Origin of the sequence: Streptomyces sp. NBC_00557, assembly GCF_036345995.1 — a bacterium.
Lineage (GTDB): Bacteria > Actinomycetota > Actinomycetes > Streptomycetales > Streptomycetaceae > Streptomyces.
Genome location: NZ_CP107796.1, coordinates 3,683,475 through 3,703,766 on the forward strand (window position 1 = coordinate 3,683,475; position 20,292 = coordinate 3,703,766).

Annotated in this window: 21 protein-coding genes; 10 read left to right on the forward strand and 11 right to left on the reverse strand. The window is 71.8% G+C overall.

Annotated elements, in window-relative coordinates; translation table 11 throughout:
• Positions 1-16: 16 nt before the first annotated feature.
• Positions 17-1,675 carry a threonine/serine ThrE exporter family protein gene (locus tag OG956_RS15740; RefSeq protein WP_330338599.1) on the forward strand — a complete coding sequence of 553 codons (1,659 nt, stop codon included), beginning with the start codon at positions 17-19 and terminating at the stop codon, positions 1,673-1,675.
• A 60-nt stretch (positions 1,676-1,735) separates the two neighbouring features.
• Here the strand turns inward: OG956_RS15740 and OG956_RS15745 are convergent, their stop codons facing one another.
• Entirely contained in the window at positions 1,736-2,683 is a 948-nt protein-coding gene (locus OG956_RS15745; protein WP_330338600.1) for a DedA family protein, read from the reverse strand.
• A gap of 147 nt (positions 2,684-2,830) precedes the next feature.
• Here OG956_RS15745 and OG956_RS15750 point away from each other — a divergent pair, with 147 nt between their 5' ends.
• Entirely contained in the window at positions 2,831-3,196 is a 366-nt protein-coding gene (locus OG956_RS15750; RefSeq protein ID WP_330338601.1) for a YbjQ family protein, read from the forward strand.
• 28 nt (positions 3,197-3,224) lie between these two features.
• Here the strand turns inward: OG956_RS15750 and OG956_RS15755 are convergent, their stop codons facing one another.
• Positions 3,225-4,004, reverse strand: a complete 780-nt coding sequence (locus OG956_RS15755; protein WP_330338602.1) for a MerR family transcriptional regulator — start codon at positions 4,002-4,004, stop codon at positions 3,225-3,227.
• A gap of 120 nt (positions 4,005-4,124) precedes the next feature.
• Between OG956_RS15755 and OG956_RS15760 the strand changes: the two genes are divergently transcribed.
• Together OG956_RS15760 and OG956_RS15765 are read left to right on the forward strand one after the other, a co-directional pair.
• Positions 4,125-5,414 (forward strand): ion channel protein, encoded by a 1,290-nt coding sequence (locus OG956_RS15760; protein WP_330338603.1) that lies wholly within the window; start codon positions 4,125-4,127, stop codon positions 5,412-5,414.
• Between the two features lie 32 nt (positions 5,415-5,446).
• Entirely contained in the window at positions 5,447-6,853 is a 1,407-nt protein-coding gene (locus OG956_RS15765; RefSeq protein ID WP_330338604.1) for a glutamate decarboxylase, read from the forward strand.
• 108 nt (positions 6,854-6,961) lie between these two features.
• On the opposite strand, the gene OG956_RS15770 is transcribed toward OG956_RS15765, so the two are convergent.
• The 3 genes from OG956_RS15770 to OG956_RS15780 all read right to left on the reverse strand — a co-directional run bounded on the left by OG956_RS15770 (position 6,962) and on the right by OG956_RS15780 (position 10,010).
• Positions 6,962-7,510, reverse strand: a complete 549-nt coding sequence (locus OG956_RS15770; RefSeq protein ID WP_330338605.1) for a DinB family protein — start codon at positions 7,508-7,510, stop codon at positions 6,962-6,964.
• A 145-nt stretch (positions 7,511-7,655) separates the two neighbouring features.
• A complete protein-coding gene (locus OG956_RS15775) occupies positions 7,656-9,116 on the reverse strand; it encodes an aldehyde dehydrogenase family protein (protein ID WP_330338606.1) in 1,461 nt (486 codons plus the stop codon).
• Positions 9,117-9,185: 69 nt separating this feature from the next.
• Entirely contained in the window at positions 9,186-10,010 is an 825-nt protein-coding gene (locus tag OG956_RS15780) for a helix-turn-helix domain-containing protein (protein ID WP_330342854.1), read from the reverse strand.
• 344 nt (positions 10,011-10,354) lie between these two features.
• Between OG956_RS15780 and OG956_RS15785 the strand changes: the two genes are divergently transcribed.
• On the forward strand, positions 10,355-10,849 hold the full coding sequence (locus tag OG956_RS15785) for an ATP-binding protein (RefSeq protein WP_330338607.1): 495 nt from the start codon (positions 10,355-10,357) through the stop codon (positions 10,847-10,849).
• Between the two features lie 88 nt (positions 10,850-10,937).
• Here OG956_RS15785 and OG956_RS15790 read toward each other — a convergent pair whose 3' ends face one another.
• The 4 genes from OG956_RS15790 to OG956_RS15805 form a co-directional block, all read right to left on the reverse strand.
• The gene (locus OG956_RS15790; protein ID WP_330338608.1) at positions 10,938-11,207 is read right to left on the reverse strand and encodes a DUF397 domain-containing protein; all 270 of its coding nucleotides are present in this window, start codon (positions 11,205-11,207) and stop codon (positions 10,938-10,940) included.
• Between the two features lie 269 nt (positions 11,208-11,476).
• Entirely contained in the window at positions 11,477-11,956 is a 480-nt protein-coding gene (locus tag OG956_RS15795; RefSeq protein WP_330338609.1) for an SRPBCC family protein, read from the reverse strand.
• Between the two features lie 25 nt (positions 11,957-11,981).
• Entirely contained in the window at positions 11,982-12,329 is a 348-nt protein-coding gene (locus OG956_RS15800) for an ArsR/SmtB family transcription factor (RefSeq protein WP_330338610.1), read from the reverse strand.
• Positions 12,330-12,336: 7 nt separating this feature from the next.
• The gene (locus OG956_RS15805; protein ID WP_330338611.1) at positions 12,337-12,711 is read right to left on the reverse strand and encodes a VOC family protein; all 375 of its coding nucleotides are present in this window, start codon (positions 12,709-12,711) and stop codon (positions 12,337-12,339) included.
• Between the two features lie 547 nt (positions 12,712-13,258).
• Between OG956_RS15805 and OG956_RS15810 the strand changes: the two genes are divergently transcribed.
• The gene (locus tag OG956_RS15810) at positions 13,259-13,816 is read left to right on the forward strand and encodes a hypothetical protein (protein ID WP_330338612.1); all 558 of its coding nucleotides are present in this window, start codon (positions 13,259-13,261) and stop codon (positions 13,814-13,816) included.
• Positions 13,817-13,991: 175 nt separating this feature from the next.
• Positions 13,992-14,507, forward strand: a complete 516-nt coding sequence (locus tag OG956_RS15815) for a DUF4232 domain-containing protein (protein WP_330338613.1) — start codon at positions 13,992-13,994, stop codon at positions 14,505-14,507.
• Positions 14,508-14,632: 125 nt separating this feature from the next.
• On the opposite strand, the gene OG956_RS15820 is transcribed toward OG956_RS15815, so the two are convergent.
• On the reverse strand, positions 14,633-15,742 hold the full coding sequence (locus OG956_RS15820) for a DUF2786 domain-containing protein (protein WP_330338614.1): 1,110 nt from the start codon (positions 15,740-15,742) through the stop codon (positions 14,633-14,635).
• Positions 15,743-15,995: 253 nt separating this feature from the next.
• Positions 15,996-16,922 carry a S41 family peptidase gene (locus OG956_RS15825; RefSeq protein ID WP_330338615.1) on the reverse strand — a complete coding sequence of 309 codons (927 nt, stop codon included), beginning with the start codon at positions 16,920-16,922 and terminating at the stop codon, positions 15,996-15,998.
• A 59-nt stretch (positions 16,923-16,981) separates the two neighbouring features.
• On the opposite strand from OG956_RS15825, the gene OG956_RS15830 reads away from it, so the two are divergent.
• The 3 genes from OG956_RS15830 to OG956_RS15840 all read left to right on the forward strand — a co-directional run bounded on the left by OG956_RS15830 (position 16,982) and on the right by OG956_RS15840 (position 20,204).
• A complete protein-coding gene (locus tag OG956_RS15830; protein WP_330338616.1) occupies positions 16,982-17,509 on the forward strand; it encodes an ArsR/SmtB family transcription factor in 528 nt (175 codons plus the stop codon).
• A gap of 168 nt (positions 17,510-17,677) precedes the next feature.
• Positions 17,678-18,442 (forward strand): Clp protease N-terminal domain-containing protein, encoded by a 765-nt coding sequence (locus OG956_RS15835; protein ID WP_330338617.1) that lies wholly within the window; start codon positions 17,678-17,680, stop codon positions 18,440-18,442.
• A 61-nt stretch (positions 18,443-18,503) separates the two neighbouring features.
• Positions 18,504-20,204 carry a bifunctional 3'-5' exonuclease/DNA polymerase gene (locus OG956_RS15840; RefSeq protein ID WP_330338618.1) on the forward strand — a complete coding sequence of 567 codons (1,701 nt, stop codon included), beginning with the start codon at positions 18,504-18,506 and terminating at the stop codon, positions 20,202-20,204.
• Positions 20,205-20,292: the final 88 nt, after the last annotated feature.

Below are 20,292 nucleotides of genomic sequence, written 5' to 3' on the forward strand. Positions count from 1 at the left end.
CAGGAAGCGGTGCGAGGTGACGGAGGCGGAGGACCGCAAGCCGCGGTCCGACGAGGCGCGGTACGACCCGGAGATCACGTCCGAGTTCGCGATTCCGGAGGGCATCGAGGTACCCGAGGGCGGCGGTGAGGCGGAGACGACATCGGAGTTCGCCCTGCCCAAGGGCCTTCAGACGCCGCAGCCGCCCGGCGCCGAGCCGGAGGGGTCGGCGTTCAGCCCGCCGCGCACCTACGGCGCCAGGGAGGTTCCGCCCGCGTTCACCCCGGCCACCGGGGTGCCGCTGGTCAGCCTGGTCAAGGACGCGCCGTGGCAGGACCGGATGCGCACGATGCTGCGGCTGCCGGTGGCCGAGCGGCCCGCGCCGGAGCCGGTGCAGCGCGCCGAGGAGGAGGAGGGCCCCGCGGTCCCGCGCGTGCTCGACCTGACCCTGCGTATCGGGGAGCTGCTGCTGGCCGGCGGCGAGGGCGCGGAGGACGTGGAGGCCGCGATGTTCGCGGTGTGCCGCTCCTACGGCCTGGACCGCTGCGAGCCGAACGTCACCTTCACGCTGCTGTCGATCTCGCACCAGCCGTCGCTGGTGGACGACCCGGTGACGGCCTCGCGGACGGTACGGCGGCGGGGCACCGACTACACACGGCTCGCGGCCGTGTTCCGGCTGGTGGACGACCTGACCGACCCGGAGACCCACGTCTCCCTGGAGGAGGCCTACCGGCGGCTGGCGGAGATCCGCCGCAACCGGCACCCCTATCCGGGCTGGGCGCTGACCCTGGCCAGCGGGCTGCTGGCCGGTGCGGCCTCCCTGCTGGTCGGCGGTGATCCGATCGTGTTCGTCGCGGCGGCGCTCGGCGCGATGCTCGGCGACCGGCTGGCCTGGCTGTGCGCGGGGCGGGGGCTGCCGGAGTTCTACCAGTTCATGGTGGCCGCGATGCCGCCCGCGATGATCGGCGTGGCGTTCTCGCTGGCGCACGTCGACGTGAAGGCGTCCGCCGTCGTCACCGGTGGGCTGTTCGCGCTGCTGCCCGGCCGGGCGCTGGTGGCGGGCGTCCAGGACGGCCTGACCGGCTTCTACATCACCGCCTCCGCCCGTCTGCTGGAGGTCCTGTACTTCTTCGTGGGCATCGTCGCCGGTGTGCTGGTCGTCCTGTACTTCGGCGTGAAGGTCGGCGGCAGCCTCAACCCGGACGCGGCGCTCGTCACCGACGAACGGCCGCTGATCCAGATCGCGGCGTCCATGCTGCTGTCGCTGACCTTCGCGGTGCTGCTCCAGCAGGAGCGGTCGACCGTGCTGTGGGTGACGCTCAACGGGGGCGTGGCGTGGACGGTGTACGGCGCGATGCACTACGTCGCCCACATCTCGCCGGTGGCGTCGACCGCTGTGGCGGCGGGGCTGGTGGGGCTGTTCGGGCAGCTGCTGTCCCGGTACCGGTTCGCGTCCGCGCTGCCGTACACGACGGCGGCGATCGGGCCGCTGCTGCCGGGCTCGGCGACCTACTTCGGGTTGTTGAACATGGCCCAGAACCAGGTCGACAAGGGGCTGGTGTCGCTGGCCAACGCGGCGTCCCTGGCCATGGCGATCGCCATCGGGGTGAACCTGGGGTCGGAGGTCTTCCGGCTGTTCCTGCGGGTCGGGTATCCCGGCAAGCGCCGGGCGGCCAAGCGGACCCGGGGATTCTGAGCGCCTGGCAGCCCGGGGTCCGATCGCGGGTGCGGGTGCGCGGTGGCCGTCCCCGCGTCCCTACGGGGCGCGGTACTCGCCCTGGCTGCGGTCGTAGGGGTACGGGTACTGCTGCTGCGCGTACTGCTGGTGGTCGTAGTACTGCTGGTCCCAGTCCTGCTGCTGCGGCTGCTGCGGCTGCTGGTGCCAGCCCTGCTGCTGCGGCTGCTGCGGCTGCTGGTGCCAGCCCTGCTGCGGCTGGTACGGCTGCTGCGCGTACGGGTCGCCGTAGTGCTGCTCGTACGGCTGGTCCGGCTCGATGCGGCGCAGTTGGGCGGTCTCGGTGTCCGTGGCCGGTGCGTACGGCTGCCGGGGCGCCTGGGTCTGCTGCGGAGCCTGCGCGGCCTTCTTCTCCTTGCCGCGGGCCCGCAGGAACTCGATCGCGATCGGGACCACGGAGACGAGGACGATCAGGATGAGGATCGCCTCGATGTTGTTCTTGACGAAGGGGATGTTGCCCAGCCAGGAGCCGAGCAGGGTGACGCCCGCGCCCCACAGGGTGCCGCCGATGACGTTGAAGAGCAGGAACGAGCGGTACCGCATACCGCTGACGCCGGCGATGATCGGCGTGAACGTGCGGACCACGGGCACGAAGCGGGCCAGGACCAGGGACTTCGGGCCGTACTTCTCGAAGAACTCGTGCGCCTTGGTGACGTTCTCCTGCTTGAACAGGCGGGAGTCCGGGCGGTTGAACAGGGACGGGCCGACCTTCTTGCCGAACATGTAGCCCGCCTGGTCGCCGAGGACGGCGGCGAGGCAGATCAGGGCGATCGCGCCCCACAGCGGGAAGTCCATCTGGTGCGAGGTGATCAGCAGACCGCAGGTGAACAGCAGCGAGTCGCCCGGCAGGAAGAAGCCGATGAGCAGGCCGGACTCGGCGAAGACGACGAGCAGCAGGCCCCAGATGCCGTAGGTGCCGAGGAGGTGGTTGGGATCCAGCCAGCTCGGGCCGAGGGCGAGTGTCATCACGGGTCCGGGCTCCTGAAGGGTGAGGCGGCTTCGGCGGCTGGTCTCGGGGGAATGGCCGTACAAAGCTATCAACGCGAGCTGACCGCCCCAGGTTCCACCGGTGTCTCCAGGATGCACTGTGCGATGACCGGGTGAAAGCTGTGGCTCATGGGACTCGATGACTACGGCGGCGGCCAGGGGCCCCAGCCCGATGTGCTGGTCGTGACGACGAACGACGTGCCCGGACACCGGGTGCAGCAGGTGATCGGCGAGGTCTTCGGGCTCACCGTGCGCTCGCGGCACCTGGGCAGCCAGATCGGCGCCGGTCTGAAGTCGATGATCGGCGGCGAGCTGAAGGGCCTCACCAAGACGCTGGTGCAGACCCGCAACCAGGCCATGGAGCGGCTGGTGGAGCAGGCACGCGCGCGTGGCGCCAACGCGGTGCTCGCCTTCCGGTTCGACGTGACCGAGGCCGCGGACGTGGGCACCGAGGTGTGCGCCTACGGCACGGCGGTGGTCGTGGCCCGGGAGTGACCCCCGTGCAGTCCCGGGCCGGGGCCGGTCAGGAGGCGTGCCGGTCCGCGTTGGCGAGGATCGCGGCGCGCAGGTGCTCGGCGAGGCCGGGGCGCAGGGAGTCGTAGAACGCCTTGAAGCGCTCGTCGGAGACGTACATCTCCGCGAAGCACCGGTGCATCTCGTAGGGGACCTCGAAGTAGTACCTGCTGATGTGCTGCCGGTGTTCCTCGGCCAGGCCCATGGCCGCCTCGCCGGCCGGCTGCTCCCCGGCGGCCACCAGCTCCGCGTAGCGCCGGCCCCAGTCGTCGACCTCGGCCTGGATGCGCTTCCAGTCCTCCTTGGTGTAGGTGGCGGCGCGGCGCTGCGACTCGGCGTAGGCCTCGGTGCCGCCCCAGCGCTGTTCGGCCTCCTCGCGGTACTGCTCGGGGTCCTTGTCCCCGAACACCTCGAACCGCTCCTCCGGCGTCAGGTTGATGCCCATCGTGCGTGCCTCCATGGCGTGCTCCACGGCCGCGGCCATCTTCTGGAGCTTCTCGATCCGGGCGGTCAGCAGTTCGTGCTGGCGGCGCAGGTGCGCGCGCGGGTCCGCGTCCGGGTCGTCGAGCAGGACCGCGACCTCCTCGAGCGGGAAGCCGAGCTCCCGGTAGAACAGGATCTGCTGGAGCCGGTCGAGGTCGGCGTCGGTGTAGCGCCGGTGGCCGGCGTACGTGCGCTCGCTGGGCACGAGCAGGCCGATCTCGTCGTAGTGGTGCAGGGTGCGCACCGTCACTCCGGCGAACCCCGCGACCTCTCCCACGGAGTAGACCCGTCCCTCGGGGTGGCTCACTTTCCGCTCCTTCGGTCGGTGTGCCTCCACGCTGAGGCCTCACGCCACGTGAGGTGCAAGCCGGTTCTGGTTCAGCATGTTCGGCACTGTATGGGCTTTTTGTCCGCTTATGGTGAGCCCGTGGCCCAGGAAACCGACGCGCCGCAGGCGCCCCCGACCGCCCCTACGGCGCCGGCTCGGGCCCTGCTGCCGTTCATCCTGCCCGGCGTGGTGGTGGGCGTGGGCGCGAGCCTGGTGTACGTCGGGGCCAGCGTGGCGGCGGAGCGGCTCCAGCACGTGCTGTGGGGGCCGGTGCCGGACGCGCTGGGGCTGGGCCGCTTCTCGGCGGTGTGGATGTTCACCGTGCTGGTGGCGACCGGCGTCGCGGTCGGGCTGGTGGTGTGGAAGGCACCCGGCCACGCCGGTCCCGACCCGGCCACCCTCAGCCTGAACGCCCCGGTGCTGCCGCCGGCCGTGCTGCCGGGCCTGGTGCTGGCCGCCGGGCTGATGCTGGCGGGCGGCCCGAGCCTCGGCCCGGAGAACCCGGTCATCGCGGTGAACGTGGGCCTCACGGCCTGGCTCGGCGGGCGCCTGATGCCCCGGGCACCGGGCGAAGTGTGGCCGGTACTGGCCGAGTCGGCGACGATCGGCGCGCTGTTCGGGACACCGGTGGCGGCGGCGCTGGTCATCTCCGAGGCGCTCGCCGGCCGCCCGATGCGGGGCCGGCTGTGGGACAACCTGTTCGCGCCGCTGACCGCCGGGGCCTGCGGGGCCGTGACGACCACCCTGGTGGCCCGGCCGAGCTTCGACCTGGGGCTGCCGCCCCTGGGGCACCCGCGGACGGGGGACGTGCTGGCGGCCGTGGTGATCGCCCCGGCGGCGGCGCTGCTCGGCATGGCCGCCGTGTACGCCTTCCCGTACGTCCACGCGGTCTTCCGGCGGCTGCGGCACCCGATGCTGATGCTTCCGGCCGGCGGGGTCGTGCTGGCCGCTCTGGGAGTCCTGGGCGGCCCTCTGACGCTCTTCAAGGGGCTGTCGGAGGTCGGCGAGCTGGCCCGGCGTCCGGACGGCTGGTCGGCGGGGCAGTTCGCCGCGATGGCGGTGGTGAAGCTGGCGGCGCTGCTCGTCGCCGCGTCCTCGGGCTTCCGCGGCGGCCGCATCTTCCCGGCGGTCTTCGTCGGCACGGCCCTGGGACTGTGCGCCCACGCGCTCGTGCCGGCCGTGCCTCCGGCGGTGGGCGTGGCCACGGCCGTCCTGGGCATGCTCCTCGCGGTCACCCGGCAGGGCTGGGTGAGCCTGTTCACCGCCGCCGTGCTCGTGTCCTCGCCCGGCGTGCTCGCCCTGCTGTGCATCGCTTCCCTGCCCGCCTGGTTGCTGGTGACGGGGCGTCCGCAGATGCAGTTGGGCGGGGACGGGGCACCAGTCCGCTGACATCCCCTGACCGGCTCCCCTGGAGGCAGTTGATGGCCCTGCACAAAGGTCCCGAGAAGCACGACGAGCGGACGATGTCCGTCAACCCCTTCTTCGGGGAGGCGGATCCGGTCGGCGGCATGACCGAGGCCCCGCCCACGCACCGGCTCCCGGACGCGCCGATGCCGCCGTCCACGGCGTACCAGCTCGTCCACGACGAGCTGATGCTGGACGGCAACTCCCGGCTGAACCTGGCCACGTTCGTCACCACCTGGATGGAGCCGCAGGCCGGGGTGCTGATGGGAGAGTGCCGGGACAAGAACATGATCGACAAGGACGAGTACCCGCGCACCGCCGAACTGGAGCGGCGCTGCGTGGCGATGCTCGCCGACCTGTGGAACGCGCCGGACCCGGCGTCCGCGGTGGGCTGTTCGACCACCGGCTCCAGCGAGGCCTGCATGCTCGCCGGGATGGCGCTCAAGCGGCGCTGGGCCCGGCGTAACGCCGACCGCTACCCGGGCGCCCGGCCCAACCTGGTCATGGGCGTCAACGTGCAGGTGTGCTGGGAGAAGTTCTGCAACTTCTGGGAGGTGGAGGCCCGGCAGGTGCCCATGGAGGGCGACCGCTTCCATCTGGACCCGCAGGCCGCCGTGGAACTGTGCGACGAGAACACCATCGGCGTCGTCGGCATCCTCGGCTCCACCTTCGACGGCTCCTACGAGCCGGTCGCCGACCTGTGCGCCGCTCTGGACGCCTTCCAGGAGCGCACCGGGCTCGACATCCCCGTGCACGTGGACGGCGCGTCCGGCGGCATGGTGGCGCCCTTCCTGGACCCGGACCTGGTCTGGGACTTCCGGCTGCCGCGGGTGGCCTCGATCAACGCCTCGGGGCACAAGTACGGGCTGGTGTACCCGGGGGTCGGCTGGGCGCTGTGGCGGGACAAGGAGGCGCTGCCCGAGGAGCTGGTCTTCCGGGTCAACTACCTCGGCGGCGAGATGCCGACCTTCGCCCTCAACTTCTCCCGGCCCGGCGCCCAGGTGGTCGCGCAGTACTACACCTTCCTGCGCCTGGGCCGCGAGGGATACCGCGCGGTGCAGCGGTCCACGCGGGGCGTGGCGACCTCGCTCGCCGGGGGGATCGAGGCGCTCGGCGACTTCCGGCTGCTGACCCGGGGCGACCAGCTGCCGGTCTTCGCCTTCACCACCGCCCCGGACGTGACGGCGTACGACGTGTTCGACGTCTCCCGGCGGCTGCGCGAGCGCGGCTGGCTGGTGCCGGCGTACACCTTCCCGGCGAACCGGGAGGACCTGTCCGTGCTGCGGGTCGTGTGCCGCAACGGCTTCTCCCACGACCTGGCCGACCTGTTCCTGGACGACCTGACCCGGCTCCTGCCCGAGCTGCGCCGGCAGCCGCACCCCCTGACCCACGACAAGGCGGCGGCCACCGGCTTCCACCACTGAGCCACCGGGGACCCTCCCTGCCGCTCCGGTGGCGTGCACGCGCGCGTGGCGGGCGGCTTGCGCACCACGCGCGCGTGCACGGATGCCGTACGCCCGCCCGCCCGGGGCTCACTCCCAGGAGCCGCCCTGTTCCCGGGCGACCAGCTCGAAGGCGGTGCTGCCGTCCAGGGACTCGCGGATGATGTCGGCGTGGCCGGCGTGCCGGGCCGTCTCGCGGATCAGGTGCAGACACACCCAGCGCAGCGAGACCCGGCCCTCCGGCGGGAACCAGGGGTCCGGCGGCAGCGGGAAGGTGTCGTCCAGGCTGGGCGCCGAGCGGATGAACTTCTCCGTCTCGGCGGCGACCTGCTCCCAGTACGCCAGCTGCGAGGCGACCGTCTCCTCGCCGACCAGCTGGAAGCTCTCGTGCCAGTTCGACGCGTCGCGCCGGACGGCCGGGGGCTCCTGCCGGGCCCGCGCGATCCACATCTGCTCCACCTCGGCGACATGCTTGAGCAGGCCGCCGAGCGACAGCTCGCTGGCGCTGGGGCGGGAGCGAGCCTGCTCCTCGGTCAGTCCGAGCAGGGCCCGGCGGATCCCGCCGCGCTGCTCCTCGAGGAACGCGAGCAGCGCCCCGCGCTCGTCGCCCTGCGCCTCCGCCGGTACGTGCTTGACCATGGCCGGCCGCCTCTCCTCGCCGTCACCGGGGCCCCCTGCCCCCTGACACCGACGACGCTACGGGCCATTGAGGTCAGCTCGTGTCCTCAATGGCCCGGTTTCTCGACGAGAACGCGGCTGCGGCCGAGAGGTCCGCGATCGGCGGCTAGAACGGGAAGCCGCTGCGTCCGTGCTGCACCGAGATCCACTTGACGGTGGTGAAGGCCTCCAGGGTCGTGTCGCCGTTCAGGCGGCCGACGCCGGAGTGCTTCTCGCCGCCGAACGGCACGATCGGCTCGTCGTGGACCGTGCCGTCGTTCACGTGGAACATGCCGGTGTCGACCTGCTTGGCGAAGGCGACGCCCCGCTCGACGTCCCCGGTGTGGACGGCGCCGCTGAGGCCGTACGGGGTGTCGTTGACGATGCGCAGCGCCTCCTCCTCGCCGTCGAACGGGATGAGGAAGACGACCGGCCCGAACACCTCCTGCTGGAGCAGCGCGGAGTCGGCGGGGACGTCGGTGAGGACGCTGGGAGCCACCAGGTTGCCCTCCGTGGCCCCCCGCACCAGGGCCGTGGCGCCCTCGGCGAGCGCCTGCTCCACGGCGCCGGACACGGCGTTCGCCTGCTGGCTGTTGATCACCGGGCCGATGACGGTCTGCGGGTCGCGCGGGTCGCCGACCTTCAGCGACTTCACCTTGGCGACGAACTTCTCGGTGAACTCCGCCGCGATCGCACGGTCCACCAGCACCCGGTTGGCGGCCATGCAGACCTGGCCCTGGTGCACGAACCGGCTGAAGACCGCCGCGTCCACCGCGTAGTCGACGTCGGCGTCGTCCAGGACCACCAGCGCGCTGTTGCCGCCCAGTTCGAGCACCGAGCGCTTGAAGTTCGCGGCGCAGACGGTGGCCACGTGCCGGCCGACCTTGTCGGAACCGGTGAAGGAGATGACCCGCGGCACCGGGTGCTCGAGGAACGCGTCGCCGATCTCGGCGATGTCGGTGACGACCACGTTGAGCAGGCCGCCGGGCAGCCCGGCGTCCTCGAAGATCTTCGCGAGCAGGGTGCCGCCGGCGATCGGGGTGTTCTGGTGCGGCTTGAGGACCACGGCGTTGCCGAGCGCGAGCGCCGGCGCCACCGACTTGATCGACAGCAGGAACGGGAAGTTGAAGGGGCTGATCACGCCCACGACGCCCACCGGCACCCGGTAGACGCGGTTCTCCTTGCCGTCGGCCGGGGAGGGCAGGATCCGGCCCTCGGGGCGCAGCGCCAGGTTGATCGACTCGCGCAGGAACTCCTTGGCGAGGTGGAGCTCGAAACCGGCCTTCACGCGCGTGCCGCCCAGTTCCGCGATGATCAGGTCGGCTATCTCCTGCTCGCGGTCCTCTATGAGCCGCAGGGCCTTCTCGAAGACCGCGCGGCGCGCGTAGGGGTTGGTCCCGGCCCACTTCTTCTGGGCGCGGGCGGCGGCCCGGTAGGCCTGGTCGACCTCGTCGACCGTGGCCACCGTGATCGAGGCCAGCTTCTCGTCGTCGTAGGGGTTGAAGTCGATGACGTCCCACGAGCCGGTGCCCGGTCGCCATTCACCGTCGATGTACTGCTGGGCCAGGTCGCTGAAGTAGGACGACATGTGATCCCTCAATCACTCGCGGAGGCAGAACCCGGTCACGGTCTGATCACACGTCATCGTACTTGTGTTTCAAGAGAGTTGAAGGAGACCTCGGAGAAGGTCGCGGCTCTCGCTGGGGCCGGGGCTGTCCTGCTGGAGCTCCTTCAGCGCCTGCTCGTACTGGGCGACGTCCTCGCGTTTGTCCAGGTACAGGGCGCTGGTCAGCTGCTCCATGTAGACGACGTCGGACAGATCGGCGTCGGGGAAGCTGAGGATGGTGAAGGCGCCGCTCTCGCCGGAGTGCCCGCCGAAGCTGAACGGCATGATCTGCAGCCGTACGTTGGGCCGCTCGGAGATGTCGATCAGGTGCTGCAGCTGGCCGCGCATCACGGCGCGGTCGCCGTAGGGGCGGCGCAGGGCGGCCTCGTCGAGCACGATGTGGAACTCGGGGGCGCTGTTCGCGAACAGGTGCTTCTGCCGCTCCAGGCGCAGGGCGACCCGGCGTTCCACGTCGGCCGGGCTCGCGCCCTTCATGCCGCGCCGGACCACCGCCCGGGCGTAGTCCTCGGTCTGGAGCAGGCCGTGCACGAACTGCACCTCGTAGACGCGGATGAGGGAGGCGGCGCCCTCCAGGCCCACATAGGTGGGGAACCAGCTGGGCAGGACGTCGGTGTAACTGTGCCACCAGCCGGCCACGTTGGCCTCCCGGGCGAGGGACAGCAGCGACTCGCGCTCGGTCTCGTCGGTGATGCCGTACAGCGTCAGCAGGTCCTCGACGTCCCTGGTCTTGAAGCTCACCCGGCCCAGCTCCATCCGGCTGATCTTCGACTCGGAGGCGCGGATCGAGTAGCCCGCCGCCTCACGCGTGATCCCGCGCGCTTCCCGCAGTCGCCTGAGTTGCGAGCCGAGCAGCATCCGCCGCACCACCGATCCGGGCTCTCCCGCGCTCACCTTCGTCAGCCTCCCCAACCGTCTTCAGGGCCCGCAGTCTGCCACTAAAACACTTCGAGCTGTACTCGTCCGGTTACAGAAACGGAAAGAGAGGGCCGTTTCCGCGCGGGTGCCGTCGGGAAGAGGTCAGGACCTGTGGCGGCAATCGCCGACAAGATGGCGGAAAAAATGACCAAGAAGCGGTACGAGCACGGCGATTTCGGTCACGTGCACGTGCATCTGCCCTTGCATCTGGTGTGCGCATCCGAAACCATGGTGCCGCGCCACCGCTGCATCGCAACGACCGCGAATTCCCGGGAGTGCCTCGCATGGGGACGAATGGATCGACCATGCTCAAGCCGTTACGGCAGGGCCTTCCGCCGCTGGATCCCGCGGCCGTGTCCAATGCCGCCTCCTGCGCCCTGCCCGCCCGTTACGAAGCGGTGCGCGAGGCCCGGAGATTCACCCGCTGCACTCTCGACCAGTGGGGTGTGGGCGACCGCTTCGACGACATATGCCTCGTCGTCTCGGAACTCGTCACCAACGCCCTGCGCCACGGCCTCACCGCCGACGCGGCACGCCCCGAACACGCCTCGTCCGTACGGCTGCACCTGATGCGCTGGACCGAGCGGCTGGTGTGCGCGGTGCGCGACCCGAGCCACGAGACGCCGGTGCCGCGCGACTCGGACGACTTCTCCGCCGAGTCCGGGCGCGGCCTCTTTCTGGTCGACTCCTTCGCCGACAGCTGGGGCTGGCACCCCATCGCGGGCACTCTGCACGGCAAGGTCGTCTGGGCGCTGTTCCGGCTCCAGCAGAGCGGCTGACGCGCTACGGCACCGACGCACGCGCGGTGTCTACGCGCGTACACCCCGACATCGTTGCCAACGCCCCGAGCAGGGGTGCCGTAGGGCGTCAGCCCGCTATCAGGTGGTCGAACTCGCCGTCCTTGACGCCGAGGAGCATGGCCTCGATCTCCGCGCGCGTATAGACGAGCGCCGGGCCGTCGGGGAAACGCGAGTTGCGCACGGCGACGTCGCCGCCCGGAAGTCTCGCGAACTCCACACAGGATCCCTGTGAGTTGCTGTGCCGGCTCTTCTGCCAGGCCACTCCGACCAGCTGCTCGGCAGCCATGCCGTTGTACACGTCGTACCCCCCGTACACGCCGTCAACGTCGCGGTCCACAGGTCGCTCCCCGGTGGTGCACTGGCTGGTGTGGCCATAGATGCTGTGGTCAACTGACCCGGATCATAACCTTGTTCACGTGCAGATGCATGAGCAAATGCACGTGCACGGCGGGTGTTCCCACGGTTACAGGTTTGACGTCCGCTTTACCGAAGCCGCCCTGTGACCTGTGCCGTCCGATCGCTCGTCGCAGCCGGGGCGCACGGTCCTGTCGTCGCGGGGCCGGGACCCCCGGCCGAAGGCTGTGGGAGCGACTGTGAGGACAGGACCTAGCCGAGTCGCTCCAGCGTCTGCCCCAGAGCGGGAAGGACATGCCCCCGCCACCCCCCGTCCATGATCTTCCGCGCCATCAGCTGAGCCGGATCGTCCGGATCGAAACCTTCGTGCACCAGGAAAAGACGCGTTCCACGCCCTTCCTGTTCCAGGGTCCAGGTGATGGTCCACTCCGCGGGGTTGGCCGGATCGGCGTCGGCCCAGCGGACGGACAGCATCCGCTCGATGTCGTAGGCCAGCACCCGCACCTCGACGACCCCGGAGAAGCGAGTGCTGGGACGCGGGACTGACGTCATCCGGTACCGGTGGCCCACCTGGAGCCGGAAGCCCTCGGCGCCGGGCATCTGCCACTGCGCCAGCAGTCGGGGGTCGGTCAGGGCGCGCCAGACCTTGGCGGGCGGGTGCGGGAAGAACTGGTCGACGCGGATGGTGGTCAGGTCGTCCGCGTCCTGCTCACTGCCGGGTTCGGTGCTCATGAGTGGCTCACTGCCGGTTCGGTGCTCATGACCGGCCATCGTCGGGCAGCCGGTCGAGCAGCTCGCCGAGGTCCTTCAGCCGGTCGCGCCAGAACCGCTCGTACGGGTGGAGCCACTCCTGCACCTCGGCGAGGGGGGCGGCCTGGAGCCGGTAGATACGCTGCCGGCCGGAGCGCTGCTCGGAGACCAGGCCGGCCTCCCTCAGCACCCTGAGGTGTTCCGACAGGCTCGGGCGGCGCATGTCGAAGTGGTCGGCCAGGGCCTGGACGGGCTGCGGCCCGCGCTCGCGCAGCAGCCGCAGCACCTCGCGGCGGGTGGCGTTGGCGAGCGCGGCGAAGACGCGGTCCTCGGCGGCGGTACCCGTCCCGTTCATGGAGCGGTCAGAAGCCTTCCTTCTCCGTCAGCAGCATCAGACCGTTGCCGTCGGGATCCGCGAAGGAGGCCATCCGCCCCCAGGGCATGTCGTCCGGCCCCTGCACGGGGATCCCGGCCGCGGTCAGCCGCGCGCAGTCCGCGTCGACGTCGGTCGTCACCAACATGATCCCGCGCGCGGACCCGGGCTCGAAACCGCCCATGCCGGGCCCGGAGAGCGTGAAGACGGTCTGTGCGCCCTCGGGGGCCACCTGGAGCCAGCGGCCCTGGGGCATGTCCCGGTCGGCGGTGACCTGGAAACCGAGGACGTCCCGGTAGAAGCGCAGGGCGCGGTCCTGGTCGGAGACGGGGAGGGTGACGAATGAGGCGTGTGTGATGGTCATGGGTCGAGGATAGGTAGGAAGAATCCTACGCGTCAAACGTAGGGGGATTCCTACGTATGGGGGTTGAGCTGGGGAGGGAGCCGCGGGTGGCATGGCTGTCTCGGGGGGCGGCATGGCCGTCTCGTGGTGGCATGGCCTTTTCGGGGCTGCATGGCCATCTCGGGGTGGCGTGGCCGTCTCGGGGGCATGGCCGTCTCGGGGGCCGTGCTTGTGGTGGTCTGCTGTGGTGGGCTGCGGCGGGAGCAGGTGGGCGGCTCGGTGGCCCGGGAGTCTGGCTGGGCGGCTCGGCCGACTCGGCGGGCCGGGAGTTTGGCTCGGCGGCCCGGGAGTTCGGCTCGGCGGCTGGGTCGGCTGGAAGTCTGGCTGGGCCCGCGGCATGGGCTTGCGGCGGGCTTTACGGTGCTCTCAACCGATTCCTGTCCTGTGTTCGGAGGTCCTCCGGTAACTGCTGGTAGCTTGCTGCGAGCCGTCCGGGCGAGGACGGCCGGCCGCTACAGCTTGGGAGCTTTCGGTGACTTCTGCGACTGCTGCGACTGGCACAACCGGCATGGCTGACGCACCCGGTTCCGCCGCCTCCGTCGGTTCAGGCGGGTCCGCCGGAACCGCTCGCTCGGCGACGGCGCGGACCGCGGCACTGGCCGTGGGCTTGGTGGGCGCGCTCGCCGCACTGACCGCATGCAGCGGAGGAGGGGACGGCGGCGACAAGACCGCCGGCTCCACGACGCCGAGCGCAACCGCCACGGCCTCTGCCTCCTCGGGAGCGGGCTCCGGAACCGCGACCGGAGCCGCCGGCAAGCTCGAGGGCAGCTGGATCACCACCAGCGGCGGCAAGATCGTGGCGCTGGTGGTCACCGGGAACAAGGCCGGCCTCTTCGTGACCGGCCGGAAGGCCTGGTGCCAGGGGTCCGCCGGCCCGCAGGCAGGGACCCAGACGATCCGTCTGAGCTGCCCCGACGGCAACAAGGACCGGACCACCGGCACGGTCGACTCGGTCGACGCCAAGAGCATGACGGTGAACTGGTCGGGCGCGGTCGGCAAGGAGACGTACACCAGGGCGGAGGGCGGCAAGCTGCCTTCGGCGCTGCCGACCAAGGCGAAGGGGTGACCGTGGGCGGTGGACGAGTGCGGTGCCCGCGTGAGGGCGTCAGCCGGGTGAACCGGTGTGAGCCGAGTGAGGCGTTCCACCTGAAGCGGTGATTCCTCCGGGGGTGGGCGAACGGCGCCGCGGCGCAGACGCCATGATGCAGGGGCACCGTCACAACCTCGATGGGACCTGCCTCATGCGCGCCATTCCGCTCACCGTCACGGCCCTCGCCGCCGCCCTGCTGCTGACCGCCTGCAACGGCGGTGGGAGCAAGAGCGGCAACAAGAACAGTTCCGCCTGCGAGATCGGCGGGGTGTCCGTGCAGATCGGCTCGGCGAGCGTGGCGCCGAAGGCCGGCGACACGGGCGAAGTTCCGGTCAGCATCACCAACCAGAGCAAGCCGTGCACCCTGGACCACTTCGCGAACATCACCCTGACCGCCGGCGACACCAAGGCGGACGTACCGGCGCTCAAGGGGGCGAAGGCCCAGAGGCTGAAGCTCGCCAAGGGCGACTCGGCGTCCTTCACCATCGCGTATGTGCGCGGCGCGGCGGGTGACAAGAACGCCCTGGATGCCAGGACCGTGAAGATCACCCTGCCCGGCACCACCGCCTCCCGGAGCTTCCCCTGGTCGTACGGCCCCGTCGCCGTCCAGTCCGGCGGAAGCCGCCCGAACGCCTCCGTGACCGCCTTCCAGCAGGTCGGCGACTGAGTGCCACGCGGTCGCCGGGGCACGGCCCGGGGTGCCGGCTCCGGACCGTCGCGCCGGGCTGAGGCGTCGTCCTGAGGTGCCGTCGCCTCGGCCCTGCGCCGGAGGCGATCCCCGGCCGGAGACCGTCACTCCAGACGGCGGTGGGCCCTGACCTGCGCGCGGTCCGCCGCTCGGGCGCCCTCCGTCCACCCGGCCGCGTCGCTCACCCCGCGCAGCCGGGTCGTGGTGGTCTCCGGGAACATGCGCTCCAGCCGGTCCGTCACGGCTGTCTGTCTCGTGGCGAGGACCGGCAGCAGGTCCCGGCCGACCTGCGTCTCGGCGGCGGCCGCGAGCCGGTCGCCGACGCGATGGGCGTAGGCGGCCAGGAACGACTGCCGGAACGTCTTGGTCCGCTTCCGCCCGCCGGCTCTCTGGGCGGCCTCCGCCTTGGTCATCGCGTGCGTGGCCTGCACAAGCAGCGAGGTGTAGAGCAGTTCGACCGCTTCCAGGTCCGCCTCGAATCCGACGACCGTGGAGAAGCCGAGCGGTTCGTTCCACACCGCGCGGCAGTTGTTCGCGCCGGCCACGGCGTCGAGCAGGATCGCCTTGGCCTGTTCGTACGGCGGCTCGACGCCGATGCGGCAGGCGCCGGGCGCGTCCGGGGCGGGCGCCTCGGCGGCGAGCAGCGCCTCGTCGACGCTGTGCCGCGCCATCAGCTCCTGCGCCTTCGCGCTGAGCGCCTCCGCCTCCTCCGGATACCCTGTCGCCTCGGCCTTGGCGAGCAGCGCGCGGATCCGGGCGAGCATGCGGGAGGCGGTGGGGCCGGGGGCGCGGCGGGGCTCCTCCTCCAGGGGCTCCAGGGCCGGCAGCCGCAGCAGCAGCCGGTACAGCTCCAGCGTGATCGTGGCCTGCGAGAAGCGGTCCGGCTCGCGGGCCGGGCCCTCGGGCAGCTCCGCCAGCTGGGCGGCCCAGCGGCGCCCGCGCGGGCGGTCCCGCCCGGCCTGCGCGCGGATCAGCGCGGCGGCCAGGCGCACGTGCGCGTCCGTGAGCTCGCGCCGCACGAGCCGTACGACATCGGCGGGCTGCCAACCGCGCCGCCAGGCCGTCGCCACGAACTCCTCGCCCCGCCGCGCGAGTTCGGCGTCCGCGGCGGTGTCGGCGGCGAGCAGCGAGGCGCCCGTGTCGAGGCCGGTGTCGGTGTCGTCGTAGAGAGCGGCCCGAAACGCCCTCTCGACCGTGCTGGCAGTCCTGGTCACACCGTCGATCGTGCCATGCCCCACCGACAGCGCGCCGAGCGTTGTCCACAGGCTGTGGATGAAGCGTCCGAGGCGGCGGATCCGACCCGCGCGGGCGCCCCGCATCGGGGCCCGCGCGACGCCGTCGGCCACCATTCCGGAGACCGGCCCCCGCCCGCGCGACGCCGTCGGCCGCCGCTCCGGAGAAACTGGACCCCGCGGGCGTCCGCCAGGGGACCCGGAGCGATAGCCGCCGACGAAGGCGGCCGCGCCGTCAGGTCCGGGCCGACGATGCGCCGGCCGCCAGCTGGAGGGCCCGGTCGAGGGCCGTGTCGGCCGGGCAGGGGACGTCGGGGCGGACGCCGGTGCCCTCCCAGTTGGTGCCGGTGACGGGGTTGATCGAGCGGCCGACCGGGACCGTGGCCTCCAGGTGCGGGTGTACCTCCCAGCCCTCGCGCGGATGCGCGCCGCCGCGCGTGGTCTCGCCCACGACCACCGCCCGCCCCAACTGCTGCAGGTCGTAGGCGAGTTCCTCGCCGCCGGAGAAGGTGCGGCGGCTGGTGAGGACATACACCGGCTTGTCCCCGCCGAAGCGGGCGCCCGGCACGTGGGGAAGGGTCCAGGACTGCTCGTAGCGGTCACCGGCGCGAAAGTACTGGGTGTTGAGATGGGTCCGCTGGTCCAGGAGGTAGCTGCACGCGAACGCCACCGCGTCCGGGTCGCCGCCGACCGTGCCCCTGAGGTCCAGGATCAGCGTGCACGCGCGCGTGGCCAGCGTGAACGCCGCCGACAACGGCTCCGCCGACCAGGCCAAGGGGAACAGCAGCGGGGTGAGTTCGAGCACCGCGGCCCCGCCGTCCAGGAGCTGCACACGCGGCACTCCGCCCAGGGAAGCCGTGAACGTGCGGCGGAGTTGGGCCTGGTCGACCGGCCCCTCGCCCTTCTCCAGTGGTTCGGGATGGAATTTCAGGCTCAGATGCCGGTCGCCGTTCTCCGACTGCAGGTCGGCCGTGACCCGGGTGCCGAGTTCCGCCGGGTCGGCGGTGTCGTACGCCCCCTGGGCCAGCCGGCCGCGCAGCCGGGCCGCGAGCCGGTCCGCCACCTCGGGGAAGACGTAGTGGTCGAGGACGAGTCGGGCCGTCTCCTCGATGACGGCCTGAACATCGGTGACGGGGGCGGGCGTTGCTGTCGGTGTGGTCATGAGCGAGGAGTAGAGCACCGGGCTTGCCAAAGCGTCAAGGAAATTAGACGCTTTACGCCATGACCGGACCCGAGCCACCCGAGAACGGCGCCGACGGCGTGCTGGACATCTCCACGCCCGAGCAGTTCGCCGCGCTCGCCCACCCGCTGCGCCAGCGCCTGCTCTTCGCACTGACCCATGAAGCCGCCACGATCAGCCAGTTGGCGGTGCGCCTCGGCGTGGCCAAGGGCAGCGTGGCGCACCACCTGAAGACGCTGCACGCGGCGGGGCTGGTGCGTATCACGCAGACCCGCAAGGTCCGGGGCGGCACCGAGCAGTACTACCGGCGGACCGCGCGCCGGCTGAGGATCGCCGAGCCGCGCGCGGCCGACCGGGCGGCTCTGTTGAACGCCGTCGCCCAGGAGGTCGAGCGCTCCCCCGACGACCACCTGCTGAGCCTGCGCCACCTGCGCCTGAGCCCCGAACGGGCCCGGAGGTTGCGCGAGACGCTGGCCGAGCTGGTGGACGAGGCGGAGGAGGACGGCGCCGACCAGCCGGTGCACGGCGTGCTGGTGGTGATGTACGAACAGGAGCGGGAACGGCCCTGAGCCGACGAGGGACTGCTCTCCGGGAAGCTCGCCTCACTGCTGCGGCGCAACCGCCGGGTGGCCCGGGGTCTGGACCACTTCGGGGGGACGGTGTTCGCCGGGCTCGCGGTGCGCGCGACATGTCAACCATCGGTTGACAGCCATGGGGGCGCAACCTACGGTTGACACATGGCGACCAACCCGAACATCACGGCATCCGTACGCCTCGACGACCTCATCGAGGCCATCAAGAAGGCCCACAACGAACCCCTCGAGCAGCTCCAGGACGCGGTGATCGCCGCCGATCACCTCGGTGACGTGGCCGACCACCTGATCGGCCACTTCGTGGACCAGGCACGGCGCTCCGGCGCGTCCTGGACGGAGATCGGCCGGAGCATGGGCGTCACCCGGCAGGCGGCGCAGAAGCGGTTCGTGCCCAAGGAGTCCGCCGGCCTCGGCCCCGAGGACTTCAGCCGGTACACCCCGCGCGCGCGGAACGTGGTCATCGCCGCGCACAACGAAGCGGTGGCGGCTCGCAACACCGAGGGCCGGCCCGAGCACCTGGTCCTCGGACTGCTCGCCGAACCGGACGGCCTGGCCGCGAAGGCGATCACCGCTCAGGGCGTGCTCCTCGACTCCGTACGGCAGGCCGCGACCGCCGCGCTCCCGCCCGCCGCGGAGAAGGCCCCGGACCTCGTCCCCTACGGCCCCGACGCCAAGAAAGCCCTGGAACTCACCTTCCGCGAGGCCCTGCGGCTCGGCCACAACTACATCGGCACCGAGCACATCCTGCTGGCGCTCCTGGAGCAGGAGAACGGCGAGGGCGTCCTCAGCGGCCTCGGCATCACCAAGGCCGCGACCGAGGAGCACATCGCCGAGATGCTGTCGCTGCTGCTGGAGCAGACGAAGGCGGCGACGGGGAAGGAGGCCGGACCGACCTCCTCCGAAAAGTGAGACAGCGGACTGAAACCGCAGGTCGGAGCGATTGTCAGACCCGGCTGCCACACTCGCAGTCATGACGGACCGGTGGGCGCTCGCACCGGCCGAGGACGGAGGCGTGGAGATCGCCCCCCTCGGCCCGGACGGGCTGCCCGCCGGGCCGGTGCGGCGGGAGAGCGATCTCGCCGGGGCGGTGCGGAGCCGCCCGGAGGTGACCCGCTGGGTGTGGCGGTCCACCCCCGAGGTCTACCCGCGTCTGCTCGCCACGGGGGTGCGAGTGGAGCGGTGCTACGACATCGAGGACGCCGAGACACTCCTGCTGGGCCACGAGGGCCGGTACGGCGAGCCGCGCTCGGCCGCCGCCGCCCTGGCCCGCCTCCGGGGCGGCCCCGTGCCGCCCGACCCGCCCCAGCGCCCGGCCGAACCGGGCGCCCAGTCCCCGCTGTTCGAGCCCACCGGGGCCCGCCTGCCGCTGACCGACCTCCTCGCGGTCTACGCCGAGCAGCTCAGGCGGCACCAGCGGACCGCCCACCCCGACCGGATGCGGCTGCTGACGGCCGCCGAGTCGGCCGGGATGCTGGTGGCCGCCGAGATGAACCACGCGGGCGTGCCGTGGAGCGCCGAGGTCCACCGCCGCCTGCTGCACGAACTGCTCGGCGAGCGGTACGCGGGCGGCGGCGAGCCGCGCCGCCTCGCCGAGCTGGCCGACGAGATCTCCGCCGCCTTCGGCCGCCGGGTGCGCCCGGACCTGCCCGCCGATGTGATCAAGGCCTTCGCCCAGGCCGGCATCAAGGTGAAGTCCACCCGCCGCTGGGAGATCCGGTCCGTCGACCACCCGGCCGTGGAACCCCTGCTGGAGTACAAGAAGCTGTACCGCATCTGGGTGGCGCACGGCTGGTCCTGGTTGCAGGACTGGGTGCGCGACGGCCGTTTCCGTCCCGAGTTCCTCGCGGGCGGCACGGTCACCGGGCGCTGGGTGACCAACGGCGGAGGCGGCCTGCAGATCCCCAAGGTGATCCGCCGGGCCGTGGTCGCCGACCCCGGCTGGCGGCTGGTGGTGGCCGACGCCGACCAGATGGAGCCGCGCGTGCTCGCCGCGATCTCCCGTGACCCCGGCCTGATGGAAGTCGCCGGCCGGGACGGCGACCTCTACCAGTCCGTCTCCGACCGAGCCTTCTCCGGTGACCGCAACCAGGCCAAGCTCGCCGTGCTCGGCGCGATCTACGGCCAGACCTCGGGGGACGGCCTGAAGAACCTCGCCGCGCTGCGCCGCCGCTTCCCCCAGGCCGTCGCGTACGTCGACGAGGCGGCCCGCGCGGGTGAGGAGGGCCGGCTGGTGCGCACGTGGCTGGGCCGTACCTGCCCGCCCGCCGCCGGCGCCGGCGAGGACGCCGCGGAGGAGGCGGGCATCCCCGTCGGCGACGACGACACCGACCCGCGGGGCGACGGCCAGGCGCCCTGGGTGCCCGGCTACGCCTCCACCAACTCCCGGGCGCGCGGCCGCTTCGCGCGGAACTTCGTCGTCCAGGGCAGCGCCGCCGACTGGGCGCTGCTGATGCTCGCCGGGCTGCGCCGGGCCTGCGCGGACCTCAAGGCCGAGCTGGTCTTCTTCCAGCACGACGAGGTGATCGTGCACTGCCCCGCCGAGGAGGCCGACACGGTCGTCCAGGCCATCCGGTCCTCCGCCGACCTCGCCGGGCGACTGACCTTCGGCGACACACCGGTGCGCTTTCCGTTCACGACGGCGGTGGTGGAGTGCTATGCCGACGCCAAGTGAGACCTGTGCGGGCGCACTCCGAGCAGTGACCGGGGGCCGCCGGGCAGGCATGCGGGGCTGCCGGGCAGGCATCGGGGGCGGTGCGGGG